The 21234-nt window shown below is 46.8% G+C and carries 22 protein-coding genes and 1 other annotated feature; of the genes, 4 read left to right on the forward strand and 18 right to left on the reverse strand.

Annotated elements, in window-relative coordinates; translation table 11 throughout:
- The first annotated feature begins 75 nt into the window (after positions 1–75).
- Positions 76–819, forward strand: a complete 744-nt coding sequence (locus MHI01_RS11890; RefSeq protein WP_340983193.1) for a hypothetical protein — start codon at positions 76–78, stop codon at positions 817–819.
- A 281-nt stretch (positions 820–1100) separates the two neighbouring features.
- Here MHI01_RS11890 and MHI01_RS11895 read toward each other — a convergent pair whose 3' ends face one another.
- From MHI01_RS11895 to MHI01_RS11945, 11 genes are all read right to left on the reverse strand, one after another.
- On the reverse strand, positions 1101–1448 hold the full coding sequence (locus tag MHI01_RS11895; protein WP_127551707.1) for a hypothetical protein: 348 nt from the start codon (positions 1446–1448) through the stop codon (positions 1101–1103).
- Positions 1449–1534: 86 nt separating this feature from the next.
- A complete protein-coding gene (locus tag MHI01_RS11900; protein ID WP_340983194.1) occupies positions 1535–2587 on the reverse strand; it encodes a flavin-containing monooxygenase in 1053 nt (350 codons plus the stop codon).
- A 215-nt stretch (positions 2588–2802) separates the two neighbouring features.
- Complete coding sequence (locus tag MHI01_RS11905) at positions 2803–3039, reverse strand: hypothetical protein (RefSeq protein ID WP_340983195.1); 237 nt, start codon at positions 3037–3039, stop codon at positions 2803–2805.
- Positions 3040–3161: 122 nt separating this feature from the next.
- Entirely contained in the window at positions 3162–3605 is a 444-nt protein-coding gene (locus tag MHI01_RS11910; protein ID WP_340902758.1) for a hypothetical protein, read from the reverse strand.
- Positions 3606–3809: 204 nt separating this feature from the next.
- On the reverse strand, positions 3810–5444 hold the full coding sequence (gene groL, locus MHI01_RS11915; protein ID WP_036611259.1) for a chaperonin GroEL: 1635 nt from the start codon (positions 5442–5444) through the stop codon (positions 3810–3812).
- A 73-nt stretch (positions 5445–5517) separates the two neighbouring features.
- Positions 5518–5799, reverse strand: coding sequence for a co-chaperone GroES (gene groES, locus MHI01_RS11920; RefSeq protein ID WP_017690077.1), 282 nt, complete (start codon positions 5797–5799; stop codon positions 5518–5520).
- Positions 5800–6198: 399 nt separating this feature from the next.
- Complete coding sequence (tatC, locus tag MHI01_RS11925; RefSeq protein WP_017690078.1) at positions 6199–6981, reverse strand: twin-arginine translocase subunit TatC; 783 nt, start codon at positions 6979–6981, stop codon at positions 6199–6201.
- Between the two features lie 78 nt (positions 6982–7059).
- On the reverse strand, positions 7060–7308 hold the full coding sequence (gene tatA, locus MHI01_RS11930) for a twin-arginine translocase TatA/TatE family subunit (protein ID WP_036668966.1): 249 nt from the start codon (positions 7306–7308) through the stop codon (positions 7060–7062).
- A 214-nt stretch (positions 7309–7522) separates the two neighbouring features.
- Positions 7523–8008 carry a MogA/MoaB family molybdenum cofactor biosynthesis protein gene (locus MHI01_RS11935; protein ID WP_017690080.1) on the reverse strand — a complete coding sequence of 162 codons (486 nt, stop codon included), beginning with the start codon at positions 8006–8008 and terminating at the stop codon, positions 7523–7525.
- Positions 8009–8045: 37 nt separating this feature from the next.
- On the reverse strand, positions 8046–8549 hold the full coding sequence (gene moaC, locus MHI01_RS11940) for a cyclic pyranopterin monophosphate synthase MoaC (RefSeq protein ID WP_282615746.1): 504 nt from the start codon (positions 8547–8549) through the stop codon (positions 8046–8048).
- A gap of 15 nt (positions 8550–8564) precedes the next feature.
- Positions 8565–9203 (reverse strand): 5-formyltetrahydrofolate cyclo-ligase, encoded by a 639-nt coding sequence (locus tag MHI01_RS11945; protein WP_076327290.1) that lies wholly within the window; start codon positions 9201–9203, stop codon positions 8565–8567.
- 279 nt (positions 9204–9482) lie between these two features.
- On the opposite strand from MHI01_RS11945, the gene MHI01_RS11950 reads away from it, so the two are divergent.
- The gene (locus MHI01_RS11950) at positions 9483–11441 is read left to right on the forward strand and encodes an ABC-F family ATP-binding cassette domain-containing protein (protein ID WP_076327291.1); all 1959 of its coding nucleotides are present in this window, start codon (positions 9483–9485) and stop codon (positions 11439–11441) included.
- Between the two features lie 652 nt (positions 11442–12093).
- On the opposite strand, the gene MHI01_RS11955 is transcribed toward MHI01_RS11950, so the two are convergent.
- The 7 genes from MHI01_RS11955 to MHI01_RS11985 all read right to left on the reverse strand — a co-directional run bounded on the left by MHI01_RS11955 (position 12094) and on the right by MHI01_RS11985 (position 18796).
- Positions 12094–13653, reverse strand: coding sequence for a 2-isopropylmalate synthase (locus MHI01_RS11955; protein WP_076327292.1), 1560 nt, complete (start codon positions 13651–13653; stop codon positions 12094–12096).
- Between the two features lie 334 nt (positions 13654–13987).
- Positions 13988–14323 (reverse strand) — a binding site (T-box leader).
- Between the two features lie 709 nt (positions 14324–15032).
- Positions 15033–16088 carry a tRNA (adenosine(37)-N6)-threonylcarbamoyltransferase complex transferase subunit TsaD gene (tsaD, locus tag MHI01_RS11960; protein ID WP_340983196.1) on the reverse strand — a complete coding sequence of 352 codons (1056 nt, stop codon included), beginning with the start codon at positions 16086–16088 and terminating at the stop codon, positions 15033–15035.
- On the reverse strand, positions 16085–16606 hold the full coding sequence (rimI, locus tag MHI01_RS11965) for a ribosomal protein S18-alanine N-acetyltransferase (protein WP_076251466.1): 522 nt from the start codon (positions 16604–16606) through the stop codon (positions 16085–16087). Before rimI ends, tsaD begins: the two co-directional genes overlap by 4 nt.
- A gap of 16 nt (positions 16607–16622) precedes the next feature.
- Positions 16623–17471, reverse strand: a complete 849-nt coding sequence (gene tsaB / locus MHI01_RS11970; RefSeq protein WP_445744923.1) for a tRNA (adenosine(37)-N6)-threonylcarbamoyltransferase complex dimerization subunit type 1 TsaB — start codon at positions 17469–17471, stop codon at positions 16623–16625.
- Between the two features lie 2 nt (positions 17472–17473).
- Positions 17474–17956, reverse strand: a complete 483-nt coding sequence (gene tsaE / locus MHI01_RS11975) for a tRNA (adenosine(37)-N6)-threonylcarbamoyltransferase complex ATPase subunit type 1 TsaE (RefSeq protein ID WP_017690089.1) — start codon at positions 17954–17956, stop codon at positions 17474–17476.
- A 266-nt stretch (positions 17957–18222) separates the two neighbouring features.
- Positions 18223–18399, reverse strand: coding sequence for an H-type small acid-soluble spore protein (locus MHI01_RS11980; RefSeq protein ID WP_026081228.1), 177 nt, complete (start codon positions 18397–18399; stop codon positions 18223–18225).
- A gap of 4 nt (positions 18400–18403) precedes the next feature.
- Positions 18404–18796 (reverse strand): hypothetical protein, encoded by a 393-nt coding sequence (locus MHI01_RS11985; RefSeq protein ID WP_218034884.1) that lies wholly within the window; start codon positions 18794–18796, stop codon positions 18404–18406.
- 160 nt (positions 18797–18956) lie between these two features.
- Between MHI01_RS11985 and ku the strand changes: the two genes are divergently transcribed.
- Positions 18957–19871, forward strand: coding sequence for a non-homologous end joining protein Ku (ku, locus tag MHI01_RS11990; protein ID WP_017690092.1), 915 nt, complete (start codon positions 18957–18959; stop codon positions 19869–19871).
- Between the two features lie 316 nt (positions 19872–20187).
- Positions 20188–21057 carry a VOC family protein gene (locus tag MHI01_RS11995; protein WP_036668950.1) on the forward strand — a complete coding sequence of 290 codons (870 nt, stop codon included), beginning with the start codon at positions 20188–20190 and terminating at the stop codon, positions 21055–21057.
- The last annotated feature ends 177 nt before the right edge of the window (positions 21058–21234 follow it).

Here is a 21234-nt window from a genome sequence, read left to right on the forward strand (position 1 = left end):
GCAGCATGCCGGCAGTGCTTTTTTTGTTGGGGCAGTGAGTAGTGGGAGTTTAAACTTTGTCATGGGAACATTATAATGAATGAGGTGCAAAAAAGATTCGTACCAGCTATTACTCTATTACGAGGTGAGACTTTGCAATATCTGTTTACCACTCTCTTCATTTTTGGCTTGATCGCTTTCTTGGGATTTGTTGTTGGGATGATCTTATCTATTCGGAAAGGCAATAGGTTGCCGATCAGATATATTTTTCTAACGACGGCCTGTTTTGCAATTGCTTTAATAGGTTTGTATGGGATGCTGACTTTATCTTCGAACTCTACTCAGCCCGAAATAGATCATACCCCTTCACCCCAGATTAAACTTTCTGGCCTTCACATGACTACCGATGAATTTAAAAACAAGTTTAATGGCGCCGTGGGCAAATACCGACTGAATGGTTTGAGTATTACCCGCTTGAATATAAAAGACTCTCCCGAGCAGGGCACTGGCACTTTCGAGTATGTATTCAATGACGAGTTGCGTTTGGTTGGTTCAGTGAATACAGATGAGAGCATACAGGAAGTCAGGCTGTCCGCAACTGGTGATACGCGTACACCAACAGGTGGAATTTTTTTGACTGCTATCGCCACACTCATTCTCACAACCAATAGTGATTACACGTATAACCATGCACAAGATGTCATCCAGGATATCGGTCTATTGGATCGTGATGTGAATCAGTCCGATTTTGATGGGGCGACAGTTCGAAATGGATTGGAATATCGCTTCAACATTCAAGATTATGATCACTCCACTTTTGAAATAACTGTTGCGAAATAAGATGCGATTGTGCAAAAAGGCCGCTCCATGAAGGAACGGCCTAACCTGTGGTATGTACTTTTTTTGGATAATTTAGTAGTCACAGTCTCTGATCTAACATTTTCCTATTTATTGATTAGTAAGCCAAAAAATTAAAGTAATCACTATACAAAAAAGCGATACAGGGTACAGTATCCATTTACTGATCTTATCTTTGTAAGTGACAATCCAACAAACAATGCATACCCAGGCGATTAATAGTTGCCATAAGTCCAATGATGAACACCTCCCGCATGCGAGAGTTACTCAAAAGTTACAATCTCGCTTTGATTGTTCCAACTCATTTTAAAGGTAATCGGGTCTTTCGTTTTCTCCGCCTCAGTAACCGTTCCCGACATACTGAATGGTACCCCTTGTTCTTCAAGCGCTTTCCCCTGTTGTTCTATATTATTGCCGGTAAGGTCAAACACAAAATCCTTTATACGCTTTTCATCACCTATATAAGTAATACTATAGTTCCCTGTTGATCTCTGTAGAGAAACATCCCAGTTATCGCTCTTTCCGTGTATTATATCATCCGCACCACAAGCTGAGACAATAGATAAAAGTACTATAACACAAAGAATCAATGGCAGTCTAAATAATTTCATAATATCCCTCCTTTTAGTAATATACCCAAAAATGTGAGTTATGATATTTTCTACTCATCCCGAGCATCTGCCTAATATAATGCGTCTTACCTTTGTATCACATGATTAACGATTTTCTGAGCATCGTATTTAACCCATCCCAACAGTGCTGAACCCCGTGATGTTTGCCAAGGTAGCCCTACAAAGTACAGTCCAGCAACCGGTGATACGCCTCTCTCGTGTATAATTACACCTTGGGCATCAAAAGCAGTATTGATATCGATCCAACTATCATTTCGCTTAAACCCAGTCGCCCAGATAATATTGTCTATTCGTGTCTCACTACCATCCTCATATAGGATGCGGTCATCTATTGCATTAATGGCACGTGGGCGCAGGTTAACTTTTCCCTGGGTCATCAATTCTTTTAACTCATAGCCATATACGTACTCAGGCTGATTTCTCAACCATTTTCCAACCATACGATCTACACTTGCACGTAATATTCCGAGCTTTTCAAAATACCAGAATATACTTCGTCTCATAATATGCAAAGGCTTAAAGGTAATATCTCGAGCTATGGATATGTATACGGTTTGTTTATCATCTGATGTCAACTCTACGGCGATTTGGGCACCTGAATTCCCTCCGCCTACAACTACTGTTGTTCCAAGAAGCAATTGAGAGATATTTTTATATTCTGATGAGTGAAGCTGAATCACATGCTCGGATAATGCTTTCGCAAAATGAGGAACATTTTTGGTCTGGAAAGGCCCCGTGGCAACGATAATATTGCGCGCTTCAATCGTTCCATCATTGGTTTCAGCATAGTACACCTCATCTTGCTTCGAGAGACGGGAGATTTTACAGTTTAACTTTATTGGAAGCTCCATTTGTTTAGCATAGTTTTCAAAATAATCTGCAATTTCATCTTTGCTTGGCAGGCTATTTTCATTTCCACTAAGCGGCATTCCCGGCAACCCATCATACATTCGTGGGGTAAAAAGACGCAAGGAATCGTACCGTTTACGCCAAGATTCCCCGATAGATGAGGCAGCATCAACGATTAAAAAGGTTAACCCCGACTGTTGAAGATAGTAACCTGCTGCCAAGCCTGCTTGCCCAGCTCCGATAACCAATACATCGTACATATGTATCATCCCCAATATCGTCTATATATTAATATATGAGTATTTATTCATGTGTTTATTTTACTTAACAACTATCTGTTTAGCAATAGAAAAACATCACTACTCCCTTTTACAAAATTAGCCATTAAAAAGACTCCCTCACGGGAGCCTTTTAATCATTTCAGGCAAGTTTCTTATACCTTCTCATGTATGCTACGTGCTAAGTATGATAGGTTGGTTGAATTCTACCTGGTGTATCTATCGATGTCATCGATCGCAGACTGATGCTCTCTTCTATGATAATCTTCATGCTGACGAACGTCGTTCTTTAATTTTGCTAAGAATCCCCATCCCATAAAGGCAAGTATAAGCACAGTAATCAGTGCATAAGCAAAGTTATATAGATTCATAAAAAAGTTGATAAATATTGCAGCGAGCATCAAGCCCAGTATCCATAATGTCCACTTTGTACTCTTTCTCAAATCATTTCCTCCTCAAGTCGTTACTTATAAGCTCTCTATGTATCACAGTACATACGAAACCATAGGAACGAGGTTTCAATCTCAGGGCTTCAAATCTACATTTAGAGCGAATTACCGAATCTTTAATTAACATCAGTTCCAAGAGAAAGATCCAATATGCCCGACATCCCTTGCGCAGAAGAGGTACTTACATAATACGAACCCATCGACAATGCTTTGTCACTATAATATGTATGCTCTTTCCCATCTGCTGGAACACTGCCAGACGTTATCGCGGTTCCACTAGTAGATCCTTCATTGATCGTAAATGTAAAGTGTTTCGAACCCGTGTTTTTAAAACTCACTTTCACATAACTAAATCCTGCCCGAATATCAAACCGATGCGTATTTGTAGTACCTGCGAAATTCTCATTATTAATTACTGTGAATGTAGTTAATGGAGTATCACCAGCTTCATTTACTACTTTTACAAATTTTCGTTCGGAATTAAAAGTGAAATTATAAATAAAGATGATAACAGCAGCAGACACCAAACCTGCCACTATCATTTTTCTAATATGTTTCATGATATATGACCTCCATATCTCTTGATACTAACTTTGATTATATAAATACTCAACAACACAAAAACCACTCCTTAATAATTTCTAAGAAGTGGTTTTTGTATTATTTATAATTTGTAACAGTGACTGCTTCACAAATTCTTGTCACATCGTAACGAGAATTCACTCTGCCAGGCACATGATGCTTTAAAGGTTTTTACACCTTTATTACATCATGCCGCCCATTCCACCCATACCGCCCATATCAGGCATTCCGCCACCAGCACCTGCTGGTTCTGGTTTGTCAGCGATAACTGCTTCAGTAGTCAGGAACATAGCTGCTACGGAAGCCGCGTTTTGCAATGCATAACGAGTTACTTTCGCAGGGTCAACGATACCAGCTTCGATCATGTTAACCCACTCGCCAGTTGCAGCGTTGAAGCCGATGCCTGTTTGTTCTTTTTTCAGACGTTCCACGATTACGGAACCTTCTTCGCCAGCGTTAGCTGCGATTGTGCGGATTGGTGCTTCCAGAGCACGCAGGACGATGTTTACGCCTGTTTGCTCGTCACCGGACAGAGCTACAGCCGCAACCGCGCTATATACGTTCATGAGCGCTGTACCACCACCGGATACGATACCTTCTTCAACCGCTGCGCGAGTTGCGTTCAGGGCATCTTCGATGCGAAGTTTGCGTTCTTTCAATTCTGTTTCAGTAGCCGCACCAACTTTGATTACTGCTACACCGCCGGACAATTTAGCCAGACGCTCTTGCAGTTTCTCTTTGTCGAACTCGGAAGTTGTTTCTTCCAATTGTGTACGGATTTGGCTAACACGTGCATCGATATCGGATTTGTTACCAGCACCGTCAACGATGATTGTGTTTTCTTTTGTTACGCGGATTTGACGAGCTGTACCCAGTTGTTCCACAACAGCGGATTTCAGGTCCAGACCCAGTTCTTCCGTGATCAATTGGCCACCAGTGAGGGCAGCGATGTCTTGCAGCATTGCTTTACGACGGTCACCGAATCCTGGAGCTTTAACAGCTACAGCATTGAATGTACCACGCAATTTGTTCACAACCAGCATAGCCAGTGCTTCGCCTTCGATATCTTCAGCGATCAATACCAGCGGTTTGCCTTGTTGAACGATTTTCTCAAGCAATGGCAAGATATCTTGCGTGCTGGAGATTTTTTTGTCTGTGATCAAGATGTACGGATTGTCCAAAACAGCTTCCATTTTGTCCGTATCTGTGATCATGTAAGGAGAGATGTATCCACGGTCGAATTGCATACCTTCAACCACTTCAAGTTCTGTAGCGAATCCTTTGGATTCTTCTACTGTGATTACGCCATCTTTACCTACTTTTTCCATAGCTTCAGCGATCAGTTCGCCTACTTCTTCGTCAGCTGCAGAGATTGCTGCAACTTGTGCGATGGATTGTTTGGAATCGATTGGTTTGGAGATGGATTGCAATTCAGCAACCGCAGCTTTAACCGCTTTGTCGATCCCTTTACGGATACCGATTGGGCTAGCGCCTGCAGTTACGTTTTTCAGGCCTTCTGTGATCAGCGCTTGCGCCAATACAGTTGCTGTTGTAGTACCGTCACCGGCAACATCGTTGGTTTTTGTTGCTACTTCTTTAACCAGTTGTGCACCCATGTTCTCGAATGCATCTTCCAGTTCGATTTCTTTAGCAATGGTTACACCATCGTTAGTGATGAGTGGGCTTCCGAATTTTTTCTCCAGAACCACGTTACGGCCTTTAGGACCGAGTGTTACTTTTACTGCATTAGCCAATGCGTCCACACCACGAAGCATGGAGCGACGAGCGTCTTCACTGAATTTAATGTCTTTAGCCATGTTAAGAAAACCTCCCTAGTTTTTGTTGGAAAATGGTCGTGCTATATGGTTCGGTTATCCGATTAAATTTGAATTAGTCGAGAATCGCGTGAATATCGCTTTCTTTCATAATCAAATATTCTTTACCTTCGAATTTGATTTCTGTACCGGCATATTTGGAGAAAATAACGCGATCTCCTTCTTTCACTTCCAGAGCTACACGTACGCCGTCTTTCAATACTCCAGCACCAACTGCAATGATTCTACCCTCTTGCGGTTTTTCTTTGGCGGAGTCCGGGAGTACGATCCCGAAAGAAGTTGTTTGTTCTTGCTCCAGTGGTTCTACCAATACGCGTTCACCTAAAGGTCTGATCATGAAAAATAGCCTCCTTTTGAAATTATATAACGTTACATTGTAGGTTGTAGCCATATGTATTAGCACTCGACAGTGTTCAGTGCTAACAACCAACTTTATGATACTCAACTTGAAGCATGATTTCAAGTCCTTTTGACGAATTCCTGCGAGAATTTACGTTGAATTTACATAATCATAGCCAAATTACACCCGCTGTGCCTGGTTCTATGTTGCAATTTACTAATCTTATTCTACGAAATTGTTTAACCCTTCTGCAACGTTAACAGACAGTCCCTTCCCCATTGTATCCATTGTTGAACATAATATGCCTGCTTGTCCTGTCGTGTTGTCGGCAGTCTACAGAAATAGCCCGGATAAGAACATACCGTCTTTTCCGGGCACATTACAGCTTATCCTCATTCAGCCCGCATGTTTCTTATCCTCGGCACGAACGTAGCGGGATTCGATCTCTTCATCGGCTGCAAGCTGCTTGCGATATACGATTGCGGATAATAACACACTGATCTCATATAACAAGAGCAAGGGAATCATCACCAGAAGGTCGGAAATAAAGTCTGGAGGTGTAATGACCACTGCAATGAAGATCAGAACAAAGTAAGAGACTCTGCGCATCTTGCGAAGACGAATTGGATTCAGAATCCGCAGTCCTGTCAGAAACATAATAAGTAAAGGAAGTTCAAATAACAGGGACACAGGCAGCACAATGCCAAACAGGAAGCTGAAATACTGTTTCATCCCATAGGTCTCCACAAGCCCCATCTTCTCCGTTATCGCTGTTGTGAAGGCAAGTGCCATCGGAAAAATAACATAATACGAGAAAGCCATACCTGTCAGAAATAAAAGAAACACATAGGGCACATACTTCAGCGTCGCTTTTCGTTCGCGCGGCTTTAGCCCTGGACTAACAAACTTCCAGATCTGATACACCGTAAACGGCAGTGTAATAATAAGTGAGAACAACCCTGCAATCTTCATATAGATGCCAATCCCGTCCCAGAACGAGAAGGCATGTAATACAAAACCTTTGGCCGACTCTGCCTTGGTCAGATATTGGTATACCGGGTCCGCCACAAAAAATCCTGCAATCAGTCCCAGCACAAAAATACTTAATACGTAGATCAGCCGCTTCCGCAGCTCGCTCAGATGTTCCGTAATCGACATTTCTTCCATTTGCTGCGTCATGCCTGCCCCCCATTATTGCCAGCTTAAAATACAAAACCCTTCCGGCAGGAAGGGATTTCTCTTTCATTGCCGTCAAGATTATTCCGGCAGGCGTTTATCAGCAGGCTTGTCTGCAGGTGTGCTCTCAGCCGCCAGCGGTTTCGCCTTCTCCTGCTCTTTGCGATTGGACGAGTCATCCTCAGAGATAATCTCGCGAGCGCCCTCTTTGAATTCACGGAAGGTACGCCCAACTGCACGTCCCAGTTCCGGAAGTTTGTTGGGTCCAAACAACAACAATGCAATCACGGCCAGCAAAATAAAGCCCGTTGGTCCAATGGAACTAAACATTGATATTCCTCCTCGTCTCAAGCTTCGAAGATGCGCATACTCGGCCAGATGTTCATAGATGTCTCTGCTGCGTTCTTAATTTAAGCCCATCATACCATAGATGTAACCACTTACATAACCCGCAAAATTCACAAATAAGATAAGAGATGTCACTAGAACAATCTAACACCGGTTCATGGCTAATCGGATATCTTGCCCCAGAGTCCGTGCTCGATTATTGCTTGAACTGACCCGTAACCATCAGCAGCGCTTCCGGAAGCTGATCCATAATGGCCGCCAGATGTTCATGCACACCCTTTGGTGTACCTGGCAGATTAACAATCAGCGTGCGTCCACGAATGCCACATACCCCGCGGAACAGCATTGCAGAACGGTTTTTGCTCATTACACTGTACCGCATGGCCTCCGCCATCCCGGGAACTTCCCGCTCAATTACGCGCCGGGTCGCTTCCGGAGTAATATCACGAATGGCCAGCTCCGTGCCACCGGTAGTCAGCACCAGATCGGCGTGAAAATAATCCGTCATCTCAATCAAAGCCGCAATAATCTCATCGGGTTCATCCGGAACGATACGGTACTCCACGATTTGACCACCCAGCTCTTCTTCCACCAGCTCCCGAATGACTTGTGCACTCGTATCCTCACGTTCCCCGCGGGCTCCTTTGTCACTGGCTGTCAGGATTGCTGTTCTCCACACCATAAAGATCACCCTTCTCCTCTTTGAAAATAAATATTGCCTATCGGCTGTAATCACCGTTTTTGCCACCACTCTTGGAATTCAACATGGTTGGACCGATAATCATATCTTTTTGCATGGCCTTGCACATGTCATAGACCGTCAGTGCTGCAGCTGAGGCAGCCGTGAGCGCCTCCATCTCAACACCCGTTTTGCCTTCGGTTTTGACAGTAACTTCAATGTGTAATTCATCCACTCCGTTATCATGAAAACGAATATCCACACCCGTCAGTGCCAGCGGATGGCACATCGGAATCCAGTCCGACGTTTTCTTCGCGCCTTGAATCCCGGCAATCTGAGCCACAGCCAGAACATCACCTTTGCCGATTCGGCCCTCCCGAATCGCTTCCAGTGTATCTGGATTCATCGTCACTTTCGTTACAGCCACAGCCGTACGTACGGTAATTTCCTTACCTGAGATATCAACCATCCGGGCCCGTCCCTGTTCATTAAAATGGGTCAGTTTACCACCGGAAGCCTGGCGGTTGTTCACTTCTGAACTCAATCACATCACAACCCTTTATTCGATATGTAATATACCTTCGGTTGTTATCAACAGATCAATCCGCAGATCGAGCAGGTCCATCGGGATCTCCTCCTGTAACTGACCCGGCAACACCATCGCAGCCATCAATGGTTTCTTGCCCGTCATCACACATGTTGCTGCAAGCGTCTCGGCAAAACGATCATAATAACCGCCACCATAACCAATACGCCCGCCGTGGAGATCATAACCAAGCCCCGGTACCAATACGAGATCGATATCCGGCCAATCATCAGGCGTCAGGACTTCACAGGAATCCTTAGGTTCGGGTATCCCCCATATGCCTGGCTCCAGATCCTGTTCTCCGGTCACTCGCCGTAGCTCCATTCGGGGTGGATTCGCCAACACTTTAGGTGCAAACATCACATCTCCATGATTCCAGCCCTCTTGAAACAGAAAAGCTGTGGACGCTTCGCTTCCATAGGACAAATAACTGAATATAACGAGTGGTTTGTTCACAACCTTGCTCTTGGCCTGTCTAAGGCGCTCCAGCTCCCGCTTCACTCCAGCGTTAATCTTAGTCATCGCCTGCTGATGCATGTTTGCATCCATCAGATCACGGCTCTGTCTTAGTCTGGATCGAAGCTGACTTTTCAGTTCCGCATGATCCTGCATATCCTTGAATAACCTCCTGTTGATAGGGAAGGTAGAAAAAAGCTCTCATTAAAAATGATTTATATGTTATGACCAGTTGTCATCTTGTTGAAATGGTTAAAATGATTCATTTTCTGCAAAATCCTCATGTAATAACATGCCTTCTTTCAGTTTATCATTGATTGATCAAAAAGACTACATACCCCATGCGTTCCCAATCGGTGCAATTGCTCTGTATTTCATGTAAACTGGGATATAGTTGTCATATCAAGAACTGGACCTATGGAGGAACTTAATTTTATGCTGCTGCAAGTATCCGGAATTATCAAACGTTTTGGTGTCGATCCAATCCTGGACGGCGTGAACTTACAAATATTAGAACGCGAGCGCATCGGCCTCGTTGGTGTAAACGGTGCAGGGAAATCCACTTTGCTCAAAATTGTAGCCGGTGAAATGTCCTATGACGGAGGACAGATTTTCAAGTCCAAAGAAACAACGCTCGGTTACCTCGCTCAGAACAGCGGGCTGCAATCCGACCGTAACATCTGGGAAGAAATGATGAACGTATTCGCTCACCTGACACAGGCTGAAGCCGATTTGCGTCAGATGGAACGCGATATTGCCGATCCTGCCCAGATGGAAGACGAGAAAAAGTATGCTGACCTGCTGGAACGTTATGCGAAACGCTCCGACTGGTTCAAGGACCATGGCGGTTATGAGATGGAAACCCGCATTCGTAGCGTACTGCACGGGATGGGATTCGGCGAATTTTCGCCGGACACTCCCATTGCTACTCTGAGCGGCGGGCAGAAGACACGCCTTGCGCTTGCTCGTATTTTGCTTCAGGCACCTGATCTGCTCATGCTGGACGAGCCTACCAACTATCTCGATATCGCCACCCTTACTTGGTTGGAAGATTATCTGAGAGGTTATTCAGGCGCACTGCTCGTGGTATCCCATGACCGGTACTTCCTTGATCGACTCGTAACAACCATCGTTGAGATCGAACGTCACCGCTCCAAAAAATATACGGGAAATTACAGCCGTTATATGGAGCTCAAAGCTGCCGAATATGAAACTCAGATGAAGCAATATGAGAAACAACAGGGTGAAATCTCCAAGATGGAGGATTTTGTTCAGAAAAACATCGTACGTGCTTCGACAACCAAACGGGCTCAAAGCCGCCGCAAGGCTCTCGACAAAATGGAGCGGCTTGATAAACCGATGGGAGATTTGAAAAAAGCCCATTTTTCCTTCGAAACCGCCGTTATGTCAGGCAAGGAAGTGCTTCGAGTGGATCAGCTGTCTGTCGCTTATGACGAGGCTTCTCCTTTGTTCCGCAATGTATCCTTCGATCTGCGGCGTGGGGAAACGGTTGCTCTGATTGGTCCAAACGGTATTGGTAAATCCACCATGCTGAAGTGTCTTACGGGAAGTTTACGTCCGGTAACCGGGGATATCCAATGGGGAACAAAAGTGCAGATTGGCTATTATGATCAGGAACAGACTGGGCTCAATCCGTCTAACACGGTTCTGGAAGAACTGTGGAGTGCCTATCCCGGGATGGAAGAAGCACGCATTCGGACCGTACTGGGGAACTTTTTGTTCAGCGGTGACGATGTGCTCAAGAAAATCTCCTCCCTCAGCGGCGGTGAGAAGGCACGTGTCTCTCTCTCCAAGTTGATGCTGAAGGAAGCCAACATGCTCATTCTGGATGAGCCTACGAACCATCTCGACCTGTTTGCCAAAGAAGTGCTGGAAGCGGCATTAATGGATTATGAAGGCACCCTGCTGTTCATCTCCCATGACCGGTATTTCCTCAACAAAATGGCTGAACGCATTGTTGAACTTCATCCAGGCGGCACAGAGCAATATCTAGGTAATTACGATGATTATGTGGAGAAAAAACAGGAGCTTGAGGACATCGCACGTGAAGCTGCTGAGGCACGTCAGGCTTCGTCCAAGAACTCTTCCAAATCCGATCTGAACACAGCCACAACCGAAAAATCCGGAGCGGCTTCATTCGAAGCGGAAAAACAGGCGAAGCGTGAAGAGCGCAACCGACAACGCAAGCAGGAAGCTCTGGAACAACAGATTGCGGAGTTGGAAACAAAGATTACCGAACTTGAGTCACAGATGGCTCTGCCTGAAATCTATCAGGATTATATGAAGCTGCAAGAACTCCAGCAACAATCGGAGGAACACAAAGCAGAACTCACCAAAGCATACGAGGACTGGGAAGAACTAGCTATGGAATAGTACGAATAGTACAGACTCAGACCATGGCTTGATCGCGTTCATACAAGTATAGTTGTGCCACCGGCTGATTCCTTATTGGGATCAGCTTTTTGTTTGTTGAGGATGCGTATTGAAGCTAGGCACCTTATGTTCTTTATGTTCCTTGAGATTGAACTCTAACATACGGAGGTTAGGGGAGCTGTTTTGACTTTTGTCAAATTTACTCGAATGAAGAGAAATATTTTTATCCCCCTGTCCCTCACACTTATCCACAAGAAAGCAAGATAGCAAGCACATTAATAAGCTTAATTATACAGCGGTAGAATAGCCTTTTGCACACAAAAACCATATTTATCCACCAAGTTATCCACTTTATCCACAACTTTGTGGATAGTAAGGAGTCATTCTATCCCCTAAACCCTTTTCGTTTCGAAAACTATGCTGGTTTGGCTTTGGGATAGTTACCCACAAATTACACTGGATATGTGGATAACTATAGTCACACCTTGACAAATGCATCCTTCCACTCCTCAATGTACCTCCATAATAAGACAAAAGCAGACCTTTGTCGTTCAAGGCCTGCCCGTCATTTATTTACTATATGCCATGCATATTTACAACGAATTGCAATTGCTACTATTGCCGCTGTAGATGCGATCTGGCAATAGATGTTTTACGCATGTGCTTCTTGTTCATGAGGTTCGGAAGACTCGGCCTTCAGCCCAGCAGCATTACAAGCCGCTACATAAGCCAAACCGGCAGCCATGACGATATCATTATGTGTTGCTGTTCCCCGGAACTCACGTCCTGCACGCTCCACGGTAACTACAGCTTCTGCACTTGCACCCTCTCCACCACTCAAGGCATGCATCTCCATATCAACAAATGCAATATCATCGGAAATGCTCTGACCAATCGCACGGATGGTTGCATCCACGGGTCCACCGCCAACAGCGGAGTAAGATTGTTCTCCAGCGCTTGTGCGAATGCGAACGGCGGCCATTCGATCCGTCATGCTGCCGGCCGTCACCTGCAATTCAACCAGTTCATAGTCCTGTGCAGGAATATTCATGGTCTGGCTAACCATCTGTAATAACTGATCGTCACTAACCACTTTTTGCTGGTCTGCGGTTTCTTTGAACACCTCATACAATTGCTCCATCTGTTGCTCATCCGGCTCAAAACCGTATTTGCGAACCCGATCCTTCAGGGCGTGACGACCGGAGTGTTTGCCCAAAATAATCATGCTGCGCGGAATACCCAGCGCTTCCGGGTCCATAATTTCATAGGTGCTCCGATTCTTCAGCAGACCATCCTGATGGATGCCGGATTCATGCTGGAATGCATTACGTCCCACCACTGGTTTGTTGTACGCAATCGGGAAGTGCATCGCACGGCTAATCTGACGTGAAGTCTCATACAGCTGATTCAGCTTAATGTTCGTCGTTGCACCAATTGCGTCTCCCCGAGTCTCCAGCGCCATAATCAGCTCTTCCAGTGCACAGTTCCCTGTCCGTTCTCCGATACCATTAATGGTCACTTCAATCTGAGAAGCACCATTGGCAATCGCAGCCAAGCTATTGGCTACGGCCAGGCCCAGATCATTGTGACAGTGAGCACTATAACGAACCTGATCGCCACCTCTTGCACCCTCACGCACCCGGCGGAACATCTCGCCATACTCATGTGGCAGGGCATATCCGACCGTATCCGGCAGATTAATAATGGTCGCTCCAGCTTCAATGGCGACTTCAACCATTTCAATCAGATCGTCCATCTTGGTACGGGCAGCGTCCATCGCTGTGAACTCTACGATGTCCGTGAACTGGCGTGCATAAGATACCATCTCACGAGCGGTAGCCACCACTTCACTGCGCGGACGGCGTAGTTGATGCTCAATATGAATATCCGAAGAAGAGATAAACAGGTGAATTCGGCGACGTGCTGCATCCGCTGTTGCTTGAACTGCTGCATCGATATCACCTTTGACCGCACGCGCGAATCCACAGATCTCCACGTTCTGCAACTGTCTCGAAATCGCCTGAACCGCCGCGAACTCACCTGGACTGGAGATCGGGAATCCAGGCTCAATGACGTCGATACCCAGAGAAGCCAGTTGGTGTGCCAGTTCAATCTTTTGCTCGGGCTGCAGACTTGCTCCCGGTGCCTGTTCTCCATCACGCAGCGTTGTATCAAAAATTTCAATCATGCGTTTGTTATTAGTTGTTGTCATATCCATCAACCTCCATCAAATTTTTATAAATATTTTCGTTACGATCCACGTGCCACAGAACACCCGCTGATCGCCGTCCCTGTTGTTATATGTTTTGTTTGTAAACGCGTATGTTGTTTGTAGCTTAGTCCTTGGTGATCAGTAATACCTGTTGAATGTTTCGTGCCTATACTTGTTGTTCAATGTTCGTTACTCGTTCGTTGTATATCCGCTTACCCTCATGACAGAGTGTACGTCGACTTACACCCTGATCCTCTGACTTTTCAATCCCCATATGGTTCTTCCCATGCCCACCCTGCTGCCGGCAGCAAACACAAATAACCCGCCATCTCATATAAGAGACGGCGGGTTATTATCCCCTCCGCGGTACCACTCTCGCTTGATGGGCCAGGCTTGCGCCGGACTCCATCCACCTCGTCGTCTCCGATCCGCTGGATGTACGTACACGCACGACACCACTGGAATTCGGAGAAACACCCTATAACGGGGGTTAACCGTTGCTGTGTAACACATGTTGTTGTCCATCAGGACAACTGGGCGATTGATATCATCCCAAGCTTCCACAGCTCCGTTCCCGGGCGAGATTCGAATGATTCCAGCCACTGCGTCGCACCACCCCGCAGCTCTCTGAGCGCTTTGTCATTCTACTGCTCCCGTTCATCACATTTATAATATGACCTAACTTCATTCAGCCTTATTTTGAAAATCAAAAAAACCTGCCACCTCATGCAATAATGCAAGAGACGACAGGCTGTTCACCTTCGCGGTACCACTCTTGTTGACTTCCTTCCTGTTCATTCAAGACAACCCCTGAATGCTTTCGCATATCCGGATCACTTGAAGCAGCCTGAAAGCCCCCTCAGTTATCGTCAGTTGATCCTTGTAATAACGGTCCTACCGACAACGGCCCATTCACGGAGGCAACCCGTAACCATGTACTTTGGGCCATGATCGGCCTTCGGATTCTCCCAGGGAGTCACCGTGTTCCATCGTTCCGCTTCCAGGTGAGTTTCAGGTTTCCTTCGACTGCGTTGCACCATACCGCAGCTCTCTAAGACCGGGAATGACCTTACTATTCCTGTTCATCGCGTTTATCAGTTCAGGAATCTGAATTCCTGTTTAAATTTGTAACTAAATATACATTCTTTACATCCCTGCTGTCAACTCTTAATCTCAAACTGCCTGTTTATATAAACTATAAGTGCGTGTTCAAAAAGATCGGTTTTCAGTACCGAGAAGATGGGATGAAGCTAGAAATGGAGTAGCGGAGCGTAGTCAAAACTACGTGAGCAACGGACATTTCGGCTGAATCCCATATTCGATGCTGGTGATGCCGCTAGGCATCATTCGTAATCAAAAGCGGGCTTTTTGAACAACCTCTATAAGGACTGAACGGACCATTCCTCCAGAGAAAGTCCCGGATCTGCCTTCGCATCAAATTCAGCAATTTCTCCCCGCTGCCATTTCAGATACGCAGCCGCTCCAATCATGGCCGCATTATCTGTACAATACTCCATTGGCGGGATCAACAGTTCAAGCCCTTCCTTCGTGCATCGCTCCTGTAATGCCGAGCGTAACCCCCGGTTAGCTGCAACACCACCGCATAATAACAGTTGACGTGAACCATATTCACGAACTGCTCTAACGGCTTTCTCCACCAACACTTCAACAACAGCTTCCTGGAAACCACGTGCAACCGCAGACGGCTCCAAGGTTTCTCCGCGCATTTTGGCCTGGTTGAGCACATTCAGTACAGCAGACTTCAGACCACTGAGACTGAAATCGTACGAACCTGCTTCCAGCCATACCCGTGGTAATGGCACTACATCCTCCGCTTCAGACGCCATCCGGTCCACATGCGGGCCTCCCGGATAAGGACAACCCAGTGCACGTGCTACTTTGTCATACGCTTCGCCTACGGCATCATCACGTGTACGACCAATCAGTTTGAACTTACCCTCGGATTCCATATGCACGAGTTCTGTATGTCCACCAGATACGACCAGTGCCATCGCTGGATATTGCAGTTCATGAGTAAGTCGGTTGGCATAGATATGCCCGGCAATATGATGTGTGCCAATGAGCGGTTTGCCCAGTGCCATCGCCATCGTTTTGGCCGCAACGATACCCACCAGCAGTGCTCCGACCAGCCCCGGACCTTGCGTCACGGCGATTGCACTTAGATCACGTGGACGAATGCCGGACTGTTCGATCGCCTGTTCCAGCATCAACGTAATAACTTCAACGTGTTTGCGTGAAGCCACTTCAGGTACAACGCCGCCAAATGCCTTATGGGTCTCGATCTGACTTGAGATCAGATTGGACAGCACTTCCCGTCCATCTTTGACTACTGCTACCGATGTTTCATCACAGCTTGTCTCCACCGCCAAAATGTAGGATGGTGCAGAATTTATTTTTTCATTAATTTCGTTCATGAATCCAGTACGCTTCCTTCCTCTTCGCCGCTCCGGCCTGCAGACGGCAAGTTCGCCCACATAATCATCGCATCTTCCCCATTATCGGAGTAATATCCTTTACGAAGACCCGCCGATTCAAACCCTTTTTTCTGATATAAACGCTGAGCAATGCTGTTCGAGACTCTGACCTCCAGCGTCATTCGTTCCATCCCGAGATAAGCCGCTGTGCTCATTAATTCATCCAGTAACTTTTCGCCAAGCTTGCGTCCACGGTACGCGCCTCTGACTGCAATATTGGTAATATGGGCTTCATCCATGATTGTCCACATACCTGCATAGCCAATGGCCTTTCCATCTAATTCCATCACCATATATTTAGCAAAATGATTGTGTGTCAATTCATTTTGAAATGCTTCTTCCGTCCAGGGCAGGGTAAAGGCCTCATGTTCAATCTCCATCACATCGGGAATATCCGCGAGTGTCATGAACCTGAACTGAAGCGTTGCTTCCTGCTTATTATTCGCCACATTGTCCATCTGCTTCCCCTCCCCTTTAGCCTTTGCGCAGCAGATTGGCTTCTGCTTCAGACAGCTGGGTGTAGTTCGGCACCAGCGCATGCACGTCATCACGCTGACCTGCAAGCAGCGCGGCGGCGCCAAGGCGCCCAACCCAGCGGCCTTCCAGCTCATAAGGTACGAGCTGGAGCGCCGTTCCTGCGGGGCAGCGAAGCTCCGCCGCTGCCCCAGCATGAGGGCCCGTCTCGCCGACGATCCAGACGGCTGCGGGCCGCTCTTCCGGCGCCGCCTCCGCCATGCGGGCGGCGAGGGCTTCCAGCCATCCGTCCATCTTGCGGATGGCATCAGGCGCCAGACGCCGGGGCGCATCGCTCCCGGCGGAGGCAAACAGCGCGGTGCACGCTTGACCGCGCCGTGCATCCACAAGCGGAACGATCCAGTGGACAGGGGCAGCACCTGTGCTGCCCTGGTCCGCGGATGGCGTTCCGCCAGCCCCTGCTGCGGCATCCTCTGCCGCAGCTTCCGCCTTGGCGGCAAGGCCGCTGTGCCAGCCGCCCCAGGCGATGGCCTGAAGGCTGGACACCCCGGCTACGGGGATGTCCCACGCCCAGGCCAGTGTCTTCGCCGCGGTCACCGCAATGCGGATGCCCGTGTACGAGCCTGGGCCAACGCCAACGGCAATGCCGTCCAGTTGGCCAGGCTGTGTGTTGCTGGCGGCCAGCAGCTGCTCCATCACCGGTACGACGTGTACCGAATGGTTACGCTCAGCCCGTTCATTGCGTTCTTCCAGAAGCGCATGATCTTCCATCATCGCAGCTGCCATCACTGCGGTCGATGTATCCAACGCCAAAAACCGCTGACGCGGCTCTTTTTGTAAATCTTCCATCATCATTTGACCCCATTCTGTCTGAACTGTCGGCACATGGCTGCATAAGTCTCGCCGTACCCATCCAGTGTAATCGTTCGATCCTCCAGGCCCGTTGTTTCAATCTGCACATGCAAATGCTCTTGCGGCAGCAATTCGGGAATGATACTCGACCACTCCACCAGACTGACTCCGGCTCCATAGAAGTATTCATCAAGTCCAAGCTCATCCGCTTCTTCCAGCGATATGCGATATACATCCATGTGATATAAAGGCAAACGCCCTTCGTACTCCTTGATTAGCGTGAATGTGGGACTGCTTACCACATCACGTACACCCAAATGCCAAGCAAATTTCTGTGAAAATGCCGTTTTTCCCGCGCCCAGATCACCATCCAAAGCAATCACCATGCCGGCGTTTGCCTGTCTGGCGAGTGCGGAAGCGAGTGCTTCTGTATCTGCAATGCCATGGGATTGATACACCCACTGCTCGTGCGTCTGATTCAATATTCGCCCCACCTTTGGCGGTCCAGCCGCCTGAGTTCACTTTGAACCTTATTATATCGGTCCCTTTCTTCCCCCGCAACATCCAAGGAGGCAAGCGGAAATATAACATGCATTATTAGACGTGTCTCAAAACTTGCTTCCTTCGAAGTTTCAGACTCCTATTAGGAAAAACCAAAAACCGGCACCTCTCGGTACCGGCCGTGTTATGCATATATTTCTGCGTTTATTCATTCTCTAATTCCTCTATAACGATATGCTACTTGTATCTACTCCTCCAAGCGATCCACACGAACCGTCTGGGTATTTCCCGGTCTGCTGCCAACCTGAACGGTTGCCATACCATTGGCTTCATCCACATTCTCGATCCAGACTGGATCTCCCTCCAGCGTAACGGCAATGGTATCCTTCGAATCATAGATCGCTTTGGCGCGCTTTGCATCCATCATCTTATTCATACTCCCCTTCCGGATCATCATGTGATTCTCGAACCATGCTATCTGTTGTACTTTCACCAATATAACCGTTATCTTCCGTAACCTGTCCCCCGCCTAACCCTTCATTCACCATCCGGTCAATGTCGAGCATGAACGACTCCCGATCAAGGGGCAATTCTTCTGAAGTGACCGCTTCCCAGTTTACAGCTGTAGCAGGTGTATAGAATTCTTCAGCACTTTCGGCTTTGGCAAGAGGATACGGAGAAAATGCATGCTTGTGTGCTTCTTCCTCATCACGTCTGTTCTTCAATAGTGCACCTCCCGGCATATGTGCTGCGAGAATAACTACTTTACTTATCCCATGCTCATCTTCCTGTTGGAATCCGAAGCATGTTTCTGTTATCATCCCCGAGTCTCGCCGAACCATACGAATTCGTTCGTCTACAAGACGATTATCCCTCGCGCCAGATGCCCATACTATTAAATATAAATCCGTGTTCAAAAAGTCCGGAGATTCGTAATCAAAAGCGGAAATTTTTGAACAACCTTTTGAAAGGAGCCGATCTATGCATACCGTCTGGAAAGGCGCAATCAGTTTTGGCCTTGTGCATGTCCCTGTCAAAATGTTCTCGGCTACCGAAGACAAAGACATCTCGATGCGCTATATCCATAAAGTCTGCGGCAGCCCGCTCGCTTATGTTCGTCAATGTCCCTCCTGTGAAGTGGACGTGAAGTGGGAAGAGATCACCAAAGGTTATGAATATGAAAAAGGAAAGTTTGTACTCTTCGAGAAAGATGAATTGGAAGCGTTAAATGATTCCACCAGCAAAACCATTACCATACTGGATTTTGTCGACTTGACTGAGATTGATCCGATCTATTTCCAGAAAACATATTACCTATCGCCCGATCAGGCTGGTGGAAATGCCTACCAGCTCTTGATGAACGCCATGCGGGATACCGGCAAAATTGGCATCGCCAAAATCTCCATTCGCTCGAAAAGCAGTCTGGCTGCAATACGTGTGCTGGAAGATTGCCTCTCCATGGAGACGATTTTCTATCCGGACGAGATTCGTCCTGTCTCCCAGGTGCCCAACTTGCCGGAAGTGCAGAACGTGAATGAAAAGGAACTCACGATGGCAAAGTTGCTGATTGATCAATTGTCCACGCCTTTTGAACCCGGTAAATACACCGATGACTATCGCAGCAAACTACTGGACCTTATCCAGCACAAAGTGGCGGGCGAGGAAATCAAAATTGCTCCAGCCAAACCTGAAGCTAATGTGATGGATTTGATGGCTGCCTTGCAGGCAAGTATCGAGGCCGTGAAGCCTATTCCGGCTGACCCTGGGACAACAACGGCCAAGCCTAAGAAACGTGCACCGCGAAAAACGCCTGCTCAAGCGGTTGCCGGAGGAGAATCCGATACACCTGCTGCACCAGCCAAAAGAAAAAAGGCGACACCCAAACCAAAAGTTTGAATGTCGCTAAGGCAAGACCGATATCGTTATATGCGTGTGTAATGCGTTCAACTCAAGTCCGGCTTTACAGTCGGATTTTTTTGTTTTACAGAACTATTGAAGCAGTTCTTGTCAATAAAACTACAGTTATAATCGCAAAATACGATTGACGAAAGCTGATTTATATTTTATATTAACTTATGAAAAGTAACTTATTTATGAATATACAGTCACACTGTAATTCGGCTTCAACAGTATGCAATTAAATAATCCGTTTTCAACGCATATACACAATTAAACGAGCCCCCATATTATCTATTATCAGGAGGAAACAATCATGAATACAACATATCAAATCCCTGCCACAACCCATCTGGGTGAAGTGAGTCTGCGAATTATGAACCTAGACCGTTCAATTAAGTTCTATACCGAAGTGGTTGGATTAAAATTACTGAAGCGTAGTGGCAAAGTGGCCACGTTGACAGCCGACGGAAAACAGTCCCTGCTGCGATTGGAAGAGCTCACGGATGGAATTACCCTGCCGGAACGCTCACACGCTGGCTTGTATCATTTCGCCATCCTGCTGCCTGACCGCAAGTCCCTGGGTCTTGCTCTTCGTAATCTGGCTGCATCCGGTATCGATATCGGCCAAGGCGATCACTTAGTCAGCGAAGCCTTCTATATCTCCGATCCCGATCAGAACGGGATTGAGATCTATGCGGACCGTGCACGTGATACCTGGAAACGGGATAGCGACAATAACTACGTGATGGCAAGTGATCCTGTTGATGTGGAAAGCCTGTTTGCCATCTCGGAGAATGAACCTTGGCAGGGTCTGCCTACTGGCACCGTTATTGGTCATGTACATTTCCACGTCCGCAGCCTGGAAGAAGCTCGCAACTATTACACTGGCATACTCGGTTTTGATATCGTGGGTAACTTCGCCAACATGTCAGCACTATTTGTATCCGCAGGTGGCTATCATCATCATCTGGGACTTAATATCTGGGCGGGAGTGAACGCACCTGTTAATCCAGATAACGCTACAGGAATTGACTACTTCACCATTGTGTACGCCACACAGGAACAATTGGATCAGGCACTTGAGCAATTGCGTCAATCCGGTGCAGTCGTTACCCAAGTGGAGGGTACCTGGTTTACGGTAGACCCACAAAATATTCGTATACGTCTGACAACTGCGAACTGATTTTGTTTAGGCGTTACAATATGTTTGCTTAACCTCATTTTAATAAGCCCGGGTAACTGATTTCTCTACATCCCAGAGAGATCAGTTACCCGGGCTTTTTGAGTTGGCTTTTATAAAACTGGCACAATTGGTGCATTCTAACCAATACATAGACAAGATATGTTAAGGAGATACCTC

Origin of the sequence: Paenibacillus sp. FSL M7-0656 (assembly GCF_038003225.1) — a bacterium.
Taxonomy (GTDB): Bacteria; Bacillota; Bacilli; order Paenibacillales; family Paenibacillaceae; genus Paenibacillus; species Paenibacillus amylolyticus.